General features: G+C 73.3%; 10 protein-coding genes. 4 read left to right on the forward strand and 6 right to left on the reverse strand.

Annotated elements, in window-relative coordinates; all coding sequences use genetic code 11:
• Positions 1-106: 106 nt before the first annotated feature.
• Positions 107-1,144 carry an NADPH:quinone reductase gene (locus tag ACFVYA_RS48025; protein ID WP_387055103.1) on the reverse strand — a complete coding sequence of 346 codons (1,038 nt, stop codon included), beginning with the start codon at positions 1,142-1,144 and terminating at the stop codon, positions 107-109.
• Positions 1,145-1,311: 167 nt separating this feature from the next.
• On the opposite strand from ACFVYA_RS48025, the gene ACFVYA_RS48030 reads away from it, so the two are divergent.
• Complete coding sequence (locus tag ACFVYA_RS48030; protein WP_387055105.1) at positions 1,312-1,461, forward strand: hypothetical protein; 150 nt, start codon at positions 1,312-1,314, stop codon at positions 1,459-1,461.
• 98 nt (positions 1,462-1,559) lie between these two features.
• Positions 1,560-1,691: a hypothetical protein gene (locus ACFVYA_RS48035; RefSeq protein ID WP_257920605.1), complete on the forward strand. Its 132-nt coding sequence runs from the start codon at positions 1,560-1,562 to the stop codon at positions 1,689-1,691.
• Between the two features lie 6 nt (positions 1,692-1,697).
• Here the strand turns inward: ACFVYA_RS48035 and glgC are convergent, their stop codons facing one another.
• The 4 genes from glgC to ACFVYA_RS48055 all read right to left on the reverse strand — a co-directional run bounded on the left by glgC (position 1,698) and on the right by ACFVYA_RS48055 (position 6,178).
• A complete protein-coding gene (gene glgC, locus ACFVYA_RS48040; protein ID WP_387055107.1) occupies positions 1,698-2,915 on the reverse strand; it encodes a glucose-1-phosphate adenylyltransferase in 1,218 nt (405 codons plus the stop codon).
• Complete coding sequence (gene glgA / locus ACFVYA_RS48045) at positions 2,915-4,066, reverse strand: glycogen synthase (protein WP_387055109.1); 1,152 nt, start codon at positions 4,064-4,066, stop codon at positions 2,915-2,917. The genes glgC and glgA overlap by 1 nt, the downstream gene beginning before the upstream one ends.
• A gap of 226 nt (positions 4,067-4,292) precedes the next feature.
• Positions 4,293-5,681 carry a hypothetical protein gene (locus ACFVYA_RS48050; RefSeq protein WP_387055111.1) on the reverse strand — a complete coding sequence of 463 codons (1,389 nt, stop codon included), beginning with the start codon at positions 5,679-5,681 and terminating at the stop codon, positions 4,293-4,295.
• A 125-nt stretch (positions 5,682-5,806) separates the two neighbouring features.
• Complete coding sequence (locus ACFVYA_RS48055) at positions 5,807-6,178, reverse strand: STAS domain-containing protein (protein ID WP_387055113.1); 372 nt, start codon at positions 6,176-6,178, stop codon at positions 5,807-5,809.
• Between the two features lie 354 nt (positions 6,179-6,532).
• On the opposite strand from ACFVYA_RS48055, the gene ACFVYA_RS48060 reads away from it, so the two are divergent.
• Positions 6,533-7,405, forward strand: coding sequence for a MerR family transcriptional regulator (locus ACFVYA_RS48060; protein WP_285991519.1), 873 nt, complete (start codon positions 6,533-6,535; stop codon positions 7,403-7,405).
• 106 nt (positions 7,406-7,511) lie between these two features.
• Here the strand turns inward: ACFVYA_RS48060 and ACFVYA_RS48065 are convergent, their stop codons facing one another.
• Positions 7,512-7,946, reverse strand: coding sequence for an SRPBCC family protein (locus ACFVYA_RS48065; RefSeq protein ID WP_387055116.1), 435 nt, complete (start codon positions 7,944-7,946; stop codon positions 7,512-7,514).
• Positions 7,947-8,160: 214 nt separating this feature from the next.
• On the opposite strand from ACFVYA_RS48065, the gene ACFVYA_RS48070 reads away from it, so the two are divergent.
• The coding region (locus ACFVYA_RS48070) for a discoidin domain-containing protein (protein WP_387055118.1) at positions 8,161-10,194 on the forward strand (2,034 nt) is incomplete at its 3' end.

Raw genomic sequence — 10,194 nt, forward strand, 5'->3', positions numbered from 1 at the left:
CCTTGTGCGCCTCGTTGCTGTCCGGGGGGGGCCGCGGCCTCCCAATCCCCGCGGGGGGTGGGAGCGGTCGCGACCCCCGCCGGGGGGGGCGCGACCCGGGCGCGGATCAGCCCGCCGGACTGACGTCGATCAGCACCTTCCCCGTGATCCCGTCCTCCGACGCCGCGTGCGCCTTCGCCGTTTCCCCCAGCGGGAACCGGTGGATCGGCACCCCGCGCTCCTCGCCGACCCCCAACGCGCCGTCCGCCAGCGCCGCCGTGATGTCCTCCGCGCCCGCGCGGAGCTTGTCCTCGCCCACCGTGTACAGCACCAGGAACTGGTAGCGCGCGTTGAGCATCAAGTTCGGCCCGAACTCCAAGGTCACCGTTCCGGTGCCCCGGTCGTCGCCGTACGTGGCGACCGTGCCGCGGGTGCGCAGCACCTCCGTGTGCAGCTTCGCGTTGACCCCCATCGCGACCTCGACCACCAGGTCGACACCGTCGGGGGCGACCTCGCGGATCCGGGCGCCGAGCTCCGGGTCGGGATACCGCAGCACGTGCTGAGCGCCGGCCGCCCGGGCGAGGGCGGCCTTCTCCTCGCTGCTGACCGTCGCGATCACCGTCGCCCCGGCCCAGCGGCCGAGCTGGATCGCCGCGTTGCCGACCGCGCCCGCCCCGCCGCTGACGAGCACCGTGCGGCCGGCCAGCGCGCCGGGGGAGAGCCGGGACGGGCCGTCCTCGGCGACCGTGAGCGCCCGGTGCGCGGTCAGTGCCGGGACGCCGAGACCGGCGCCTTCGTCGAACCCGGCGCCGTCGGGCAACCGGACCAGCTTCGAAGCCGGCAGCACGGTGTACTCCTGCGCCGTGCCGGACGTGGGCCGGTACGCGCCGGCGATGATCGTCCACACGCGGTCGCCGGGTGCGAAGCCGGTGACGTCCGGGCCGACCGCGTCGACCACGCCCGCGCCGTCCTGGTTGGGCACGGTTTCCGGGACCTCCGCCCCGGGTTCGGCGCGCAGGCCGCTGCGTGCCTTCCAGTCCGTGGGGTTGACTGCGGAGACCACGATCCGGACGCGGACTTCGCCCGGTCCCGGGTCCGCGACGGCCCGCTCGGACAGCTCCAGCACTTCGGGTCCGCCGTGACGGCGGTAGAGGACTGCCTTCATGCCGGGTGCAATCCGCGGACGGGTCGGGATATTCCCGCCGGTCCGCGGAAATGTGCGGGGGGAAATCGTTTTTCGGCGCGGGGAAAGCGCGAAAAAGAGATCCCCCGGGCGGGCGATTTTCGGTGCTCGCGTCAGCGGAATCGGCGGCCGTCGCAGAAACTGGGCGCGTGGGAGAGGAAAAGAGCACATCGGGGGACGAACGGCCGAAGCGCGACGACGGTGAGCCGACGCCGATCTTCGACGCCGTGTTCAGTGCGACGCGCGCGCAGGCGAAAACGCCGAATCCGGCGCGGGAACCGGACGAATCCGGGCGGTGACCGGACAGCGGACCGCCGACGTACAGCACGTTGTTCGACGTCCGCGACGAACATGTAGCATCTCGGGTGCCCGAACACCCGTGGCCGAGGAGTGAGCCGTGGCCGGCGTCGTCAACAGCATGATCGCTGCCGAGTACGCGGCGGGAGCGTCGATCTCGGAGCTGGCCGAGCGCTGGGGGATCGACCCCCGGCAGGTCGTCGAGCGGATTTCGGCGGCCACCCGTTCCTGACCGGGCTCAGATCGCGCGTTCCCCCTTGCCCAGCACGACGATGCCGCCCTCGCTGACGTGGTAGTGCCCGCGGTCGCGGGCCAGGTCGACGCCGATGTGCGCGCCGGGCGGGACCACGACGTTCTTGTCCAGGATCGCCCGCCGCACCACCGCGCCGCGGCCGACGCGGGCGCCGTCGAGCAGGACCGAGCCCTGCACCACCGCGCCCTGCTCGACGATGACGTCGGGGGAGAGCACCGAGTCGACGACCTGGGCACCCGAGATGATGCAGCCGTTGCTGACGATCGACTGGTTCGCCGAGCCGCCCTCGACGAACTTCGCCGCCGCGCGCTGGCCGGGGTGGGCGAGGATCGGCCATTTCCGGTTGTAGAGGTTGAAGATCGGGTGCGTCGAAATCAGGTCGGTGTGCGCGTCGTAGTAGCTGTCGATGGTCCCGACATCGCGCCAGTAACCGTGGTCGCGTTCGGTTTCGCCCGGGACCACGTTGGTGGTGAAGTCGTAGACGGCGGCTTCGCCCGATTTGACCAGCGCCGGGATGATGTCGCGGCCCATGTCGTGGTGCGAGGAGGCGTTTTCGGCGTCGGCGTGCAGCGCTTCCAGCATCACCTTCGTCGTGAAGATGTAGTTGCCCATCGACACGTACGACTCGTCGGGGGAGCCCGGCAGGCCCGGCGGGTCGGCAGGCTTTTCCATGAACGCGTCGATCATCAGCCCGTCGGTGGTCCGGATGACGCCGAACGAGCTCGCCTCGGCCCGGGGCACGCGGATGCCGGCGACCGTGACGCCCGCGCCGGACGAGACGTGCGCCTCCAGCATCTGCCGGGGATCCATCCGGTAGATGTTGTCCGCGCCGAAGACCGCGATGTACTCGGGACTCTCGTCGTACACCAGGTTGAGACTCTGGTGGATCGCGTCGGCGCTGCCCTGGTACCAGCGCGGGCCCAGCCGCTGCTGCGCCGGCACCGGCGTGACGTATTCGCCGGTCAGCGCCGAGAGCCGCCACGTCGTCGAGATGTGCCGGTCGAGCGAGTGCGACTTGTACTGCGTCAGCACGCACAGCCGGCGGATGCCGCCGTGCACCAGGTTCGACAGCACGAAGTCGATCAGCCGGTGCGTGCCGCCGAACGGCACGGCGGGTTTGGCGCGGTCCGCGGTGAGCGGCATCAGGCGCTTGCCCTCGCCGCCCGCGAGGACGATGCCCAGCACGTCGGCTCCAGTTGTCACTACGACCTCCCGCACGCTTCGTAGAGGGCGACCGTCCGCTCGGCGATCGCCTTCCAGCCGAACTCGCCGACCGCGCGCTCGCGGCCGGCGGTGCCCATCGCGGCGGCCCGGTCTCCCGCGCCGACCACTTCGTTCAGTGCGGCGGCCAGGCCCGCCTCGAACGCTCGCGCGTCCTGTTCGTCGTAGTGCACCAGCAGCCCGGTGCGCCCGTCGTCGACGACTTCCGGGATGCCGCCGACGTCGCTGGCCACCACCGGGGTGCCGCACGCCATCGCCTCGAGGTTCACGATGCCGAGCGGCTCGTAGACCGACGGGCAGGCGAACACCGTGGCGTGGGTCAGCAGCTGCACGACTTCGGGGCGCGGCAGCATCTCCGGGATCCAGCGGACACCGGTGCGCGTCTTCTCCAGCTCGGCGACCAGCCCGCGGAACTCCGCGTCGAGCTCGGGGGTGTCCGCGCCGCCCGCGCACAGCACGAGCTGGGTGCCGGGGTCGAGCGACGCGGCCGCGCGGACCAGGTGCGGGACGCCCTTCTGCCGGGTGATCCGGCCGACGAACAGGACATACGGCCGGTCGGGGTCGACACCGTGCTTCGCCAGCGCGTCGGTGCCCGGGTCCGGGCGGTACAGGGTGGTGTCGATGCCGTTGTGGATCACGTGCACCCGCTCCGGCGGCACCGCGGGGTAGGCGGCGAGGACGTCCCGGCGCATCCCGCCGCTGACCGCGACGATGGCGTCCGCGGCTTCGTAGGCCTCGCGTTCGATCCACGACGAGACGCGGTAGCCGCCGCCGAGCTGCTCGGCCTTCCACGGCCGCAGCGGCTCCAGCGAGTGCGCGGTGACGACGTGCGGGATGCCGTGCGTCATCTTCGCCAGGTGCCCGGCGAGGTTCGCGTACCAGGTGTGGCTGTGCGCGAGGTCGTGGCCTTCGAGCGCGTTCGCCATGGAGACCGCGATGTCCATCGTCGTGAACGCCGGCTGCCGGTAGCCGTGCGGATCGGTGTGCCCGGTGGCGTCGGGCCGGTCCGCGCCCCAGCAGTGCACGTCGAGGTCGACCAGCGGTCGCAACTCCCGGGCGAGGAACTCCACGTGGACCCCGGCGCCGCCGTAGACCTCCGGCGGGTATTCGCGGGTGAGCAGACCGACCTTCATGATGCGAACCCTAGGGCCTCACGGGCCCGTGGCGCAGTCTGGCGGACCGGGGAATCGCGCGAGTTTTCCGTCACTGCCCGGGTGATCCCACCGCCGCGGAGCGGACCAGCCGGTGCGTCCGGTCCGCTCCGGCAGCCGCGGCGTCCGGCTGAACAGCGGGTTCGCTGTCCGGTCCGCTCCACTGTGGACAACCCGTGGCCCGGCGCGCGGCCGGGCCACGGGCCGGTCAGTGCCGGTACCGGAGAGCCCACTCCTCCCCGCAGTTCCCGCAGGTGCCGACGAAGAGGACCCCGCCGTCCCCGTCGACCTCGTGCCAGCCGTCGACGCGCACGCGGTACGGGCCGGCCGGGACGGTCCCGAACGCCACGTGCCCCTGCGCGTCCGACACGGCGGTCGCGGTGACCGAGCCGTCGACGCGGTCGACCAGTTCGACCGGCGTGCCGGCGATCGCCTCGCCCGCGTCGACCGTGTAGTTGCTGTTGTCGTCGTGGTAGATCACGCCACCGGTCGTACCCGGCGGGGCCGGCACGTGGGCGAACACGTCGACCTCGGGCCGCCCGTCCAGCGGGCCGGGGTCGATCCCGAAGTCGCAGGCCGCGTAGAAGCCGCCGTAGGTGGGGGCGGCCGACGGCACGGTGCCGGTTTCGGTGAACGTCCGCGTCTCGCCCGCGGCCAGGTCGATCCCGCCCGGGGCGGCGACGGCCCAGTCCGTCCACCCGAGCAGGTGGTCGGGGCCGCCGAAGCGGTCACATCCGGCGGTGATCCCGTGGAGGTCGCCGCCGCTGACGTTGGTCACCGTGAAGGTCACCCGCACCTGGTCGCCGGCCTGGTAGGTGCCGCGGTCGAACGAGCCGGTCGCGTGCACCTTCTCGGAGAACGGCCGGAGCGCGCGCAGCTGCACCGCGGGCCCGGGGTCGCTGCCGTCGACGTCGAGGTACTGCTGGGCGGCGGCTTCGTAGATCCAGCCGTCCGGTAGGTCCCGGGTGGAGATCCCGTAGCGCCGGGCGGGCAGATCGGTGAAGGTGAACCGGCCGTCGGCGTCCGTGGTGACCTCGATCGGGTTGCCGGAGCTCGTGCCGTACAGGTAGGCGACGGCGCCGGGCAGGCCCTCGCCCGGGTCGAAGACGCCGTTCTCGTTCCGGTCGCCGTAGAGGACACCGGAGGCCGGCCCGTGGGTCGTCGTCGGGTCGAGCAGCGGCACGACGAGGTCGCCGCCCTGGGCCCAGTCACTGCGGAACCGCTCGTGCGGGACGCCGGAGTTCCAGGTGTAGACGGTGGCGGTGATCGTGAACGTCCGGGTGGCGCCGGGGTCGAGCGCCACGCCGGCCTGCGGGCTGCCGCCGAGACCGGCCCAGTCCTGGACCGACAGCCAGGAGCCGGAGAGGTGCTCGTCCCAGACCGTGACCTTCGGCATCGGCTGGTCGGTCGGGTTGGTGAGCGTCAGCGTGATCGGGAACGGCCTGCCGAGCAGCTGGGGCCCGTCGCCGACCGACGCCGCGATGATCAGCGACGGCGTGTCGGCGTGGGCGGCCGGTACGGTGAGGGCGCCGGCGGTGAGCGCGGCGGCGAGCACGGCGAAGAGCCGTCTCACCCCGCGCAGGGGTGTTCTGGACACGGTGTATCCCCCTGGAACGGCCGGGCCGGCGGCTCCCCGCGGCGCCGCCCGGCGATGGCGCAGAAGACTGCGATCACCGTCAAGCTAGCGAACGCGGAGGCGCGGGACCAGAGCCGACGGGGTGATCAAGACCGGTCGCGGCCCGCGACGGCCGCCTGGGCCGTCTCGGACCCTGGGTGCAGCGGCAGCAGCCGGTCCAGGCCGAGGAGCTGCAACGGCCGGACGACCGCGGTCTCGCCGGCGGCGATGGCGTAGGGCACGTTCCGCGCGGCGGCGGCCCGGTGGGCCTCGACCAGCACGCTGAAGACGGTCGAGTCGCAGTAGGTCGTCTCGGTGAGGTCCGCGACGACCCCGCGGGCGCCGGCCCGGATCGGACCCAGCAGGGCGTCCCGCAGGTCGCGCGCGTTGTTCAGGTCCAGCTCACCCACGCAGCGGACGGTCACGATGCCGGCGTCGGTCGTGACGGTGAGGTCGGACGCGGTGTGGTCTTCGGTCATGGGTTCCCCTCCTTTTCGGGCACCCGGACCGGGATACCCGCGCGGCGGGAGATCACTCGCCGGCGCCGTTGCGGCATCCGAGGGAAGGCGATGCACAAGCGTTGCGCCGCGGTATAGCTTGGTTCGGGGACGGGTTCCCGGCACGTCACCGGCCGCGGCGGTTGCCACACCGCGCGGCCGGTGGGATCCGGCTGACGCGGGCCGGATCGCCGGCGCCGGGCGGCGCCGGAGGGGACGCGGCCGGCGATCGCCCCGCCGCCGCGTCCCCGCCGCGGCCTGCGTGTCTCCGCCGTTCGGCCGCCGGGAACATCGCTAAACTTCGGCCGTTCGCGGTCAGCTAGGCGAAGGGGCACGGTGGAACCCGACAACGACGCGCTACCCGTCGCCGGGGCTTGGGCGCCCGGCAAGGTGGCCGAGCTGCTCGGGGTCTCGCCGGTGACGCTGCGCAGCTGGAGCGCGCGGTACGGGATCGGCCCGCCCGCCGGCGCCGGGCGCCACCGCCGCTATTCCGACGCCGACGTCCGCCGCCTCCAGCACATGCAGCGGCTGGTCGCGCGGGGGATGCCGGTGCGGGAGGCGGCGGAGGCGGCGTTCGGCCGCGCGCCGGCCGGGCTCGAGGTGCCGGCGTCCCGCCGCGCGCGGGAGCTCGCGGAGGCGGCGGAGGAGCTCCGGTACGCCTCGGTGGCGGGGCTGCTGGACGAAACGCTGGGGACACTGGGCCCGGCCGCGGCCTGGACCGACGTACTCGCACCGGTCCTGCGCGGCTTGGGCGACCGCTGGCAGCGCGGCGATGTGTGTTTCGCGTCGGAGTGGGCGCTGACGTCGGAGATCTCCCTGGCGTTCGAGCGCTTCAGCCGCCGGTTCCCCGCGGCGGTGCCGGGCCGCCCGGTGCTGCTGGCCTGTTGCCCGGCGGAGCGGCATTCGCTGCCGATCGAGGCGCTGCGGGCCACCCTGGCCGAAGCGGCGGTCCCGGTGGCGTACCTGGGCCAGCTGGTGCCGGCGGAAACGGTGGCGGACCTGGCGGCCCGGTTGGACCCGGTGCTGGTGCTGCTGTGGTCGATGGCCCCGACCACGGCCGACGACCTGCTGGCGGCCCGGATCCGCGCGTCCGGCTGCGAAGTGGGCACGCTGGGCCCGGGCTGGGCGCACCTGGGGGATCGCGGCTTCCGGTGGGTGAACGACCTGGCCTCGGCGGTGGAACTGGCGGTGGAGCACGCGGAGGCCTGAGGGCCGGCGGCCGGCCCCGGCTCGCGCGGAGGCCTGAGGGGCCGGTGGTCGGCCCCGGCTCGCGCGGGGGAACCGGCTCGACGGGACCTCATCCCGCCGAGCGGGATCAGCCCAGCTCGCCCAGCACCCGGCGCAGCTCCGGCACCACCTCGTCGCCCAGCCGCTCGAACTCGCGCTTGAGCAGCGGGCCGGCGAGCTTCGCCCAGCCGTGGAACACGATCGTCGCGCGGTACCGGACCGTCGTGCCGTCCGGGCCGGACGTGAGCGTGAAGTCGTCGGTCGAGGTGGCGGTCCGGTTTTCGCCGACGAAGGTCACCTTGCCCGGTTCGCGGCGGGTCAGGTGGTAGTCGAGCTCCGTCTTCCGGCCGCGAAACTCCGACACGTTGTGCCACTGCGCCCCCACCGCGATCGGACCCGGGTCGGTGCGGGTGCACGAGATCGTGCCCGGGTCCCAGTCCTCCGTGTGCGCGAAGTCGGCCAGGTACTGCGCCACCGCACCGATCGGCGCCGTCACCTTGACCGTGCGTTCGACCTGGACCACTCCGGCCTCCCAAGATCGCTGCAGGTTCGTTGCAAGCTTACCGCGTCCCGCTCACGGAGACCGGCCGGCGACATCGATGTCATCGGTCGGATTCTTGTCCTCCTTGTCTTCTTGACGGTGTCGGCGACCGCGGCGGAAGCTTCCTGGCAACGTTGTCAGTCCCCGGCGCCCCACCCCGCCAGGTCCCGGTTGCCGCTTGAAGAACGGAGTCCGCATGGCGGAGGAGAACGAGCGCGCGGAGGTGACCGCCCTGTCCCGCCGGCACGTCCTGATCGCGGGAACCGGGCTGCTGGCCGGGTTCGGGCCGGCGGCCGTCCTGCCCGGTGTCGCGTCGGCCGCGCCGGCCGCGCCCGGGAGCCGCAAGAGCGACCTCGCGCTGTTCCGGCCGGTCCGGGTTTCCTCGACCGACTACGCCGCCACCCCGGCCGAGTTCGCCGTCGACGGTCTCGCCCGGACGGGCGTTCGCGGCTCCGGCTGGCGCGCCGCCCGGGGCGACGACCAGTGGATCGTCGTCGACCTGCAGGCCCCGTGCGCCATCGAATCCGTGGTCCTCACCTTCGAGGCCCGGCCCGGCGACCCGGCCTTCGACGCCGGCGCCTCCCGCTCCCGCACCAGCGGCTTCGAGGTCCAGTCCAGCTACGCGACGGCGTTCGACCTCGACGTCTCCGGCGACGGCAAGGCCTGGCGCACCGTGCACCACACCGACGCGGGCACCGGCGGTGTCGTCACGATCCCGCTGACCGTCACCGCGCGCTGGGTCCGCTTCACCGCGAGCCGCCGCTCGACGACGAACCCGCTGGGCCTCAACGGCTTCCAGGTCTTCGGCACCAGCCGCGAGGCCCGGCCCGCGGTCCGCGGCTGGACGAGCTTCCCGGTGCGCCCGGACGACGAGCCGCCCGCACTGGCCGTGGCGGCCGACGGCACCGTCCCGCTCGAATCCGGCTGGGTGCTCACCATGGACGACTGGGCACCCACCGGCGACGGCAAGGCGCTTTCGGCTTCCACCGTGGACACCCGCGGCTGGCTCCCGGCGACCGTGCCCGGCACGGTGCTGGCCTCGCTCGTCGAGCAGGGGCAGCTGCCCGACCCGGTGTCCGGGATGAACAACCTGCACGTCCCGGAAGCGCTTTCGCGCCACGCCTGGTGGTACCGCCGCCGCTTCGCCCTGCCGCGCGGCCTGGACACCTCCCCGGGCCGCCACGTCTGGCTGGAGTTCGACGGCGTCAACCACGAAGCGCAGATCTGGCTCAACGGGGCCGAAATCGCCACGCAGAGCCACCCGTTCGGCCGCGGCGTCCACGACGTCACCGCCGCGCTCCGCCGCACCGGCGAGCAGGTCCTGGCCGTGAAGATCTCGCCGATGCCGCGGCCCGGCAGCCCCGGCGACAAGGGCGCCGACGGCAGCTCCTGGGTCGACGCGGGCGGCACGATGTTCGACAACTCGCCGACCTACCTCGCCGTCTCCGGCTGGGACTGGATGCCCGCGGTGCGCGACCGCGCGGCGGGTCTCTGGGACCACGTCCGCCTGCGCTCCACCGGCGCCGCCGTGCTCGGGGACGTCCGGGTCGACACGAAGGTGCCCGACGGCAAGACCGCCGAGGTCACGCTCACCGTCCCGGTGCGCAACGCCGCCGCGACCGCCCAGCGCGTCAAGGTCACCGCCGCCTTCGGCCCGGTGAACCTGGCGAGCACGGTCACCATCCCGCCCGGGCAGAGCACCGACGTGGTGTTCCCGAAGCAGCGGGTCGAGAACGCGAAGCTGTGGTGGCCCAACGGCTACGGCGACCCGGACCGCTACGACTTGACCCTGACCGCGGCGATCGGCGCGGCCACGAGCGACCGCCGGACGGTCAAGATCGGCCTGCGCGAAATCGGCTACTCCTACGACCTGCCGATCGTCATCGCCGACGGCCGCGCCACCCAGACCGTCGACCTCGCGCCGCAGAACGCCCGGTTCGTCCGCATGCGGGGGCTCAAGCGCGCCACCGGCTGGGGGTTCTCGCTCTGGACCATGTCGGTGGTCGACAGCGGGAACCCGGGTACCGACCTGGCGCAGGGCAAACCGTCGGCGGCCCAGTCGGTGGCCGACGGCAACCCGCCCGAGCGCGCGTTCGACGGCGACCCGAACACGCGCTGGACGTCCGGATACACCGACGACCAGTGGCTGCAGGTCGACCTCGGTGGCCGGGGTGAACCAGCGCAGCGCCCAGTCGGCCTCGCCGCCGGGCGGCAGCGGGTGGGCGAAGGC

Source organism: Amycolatopsis sp. NPDC058278 (assembly GCF_042881395.1).
In the GTDB taxonomy this organism is placed as follows: domain Bacteria; phylum Actinomycetota; class Actinomycetes; order Mycobacteriales; family Pseudonocardiaceae; genus Amycolatopsis.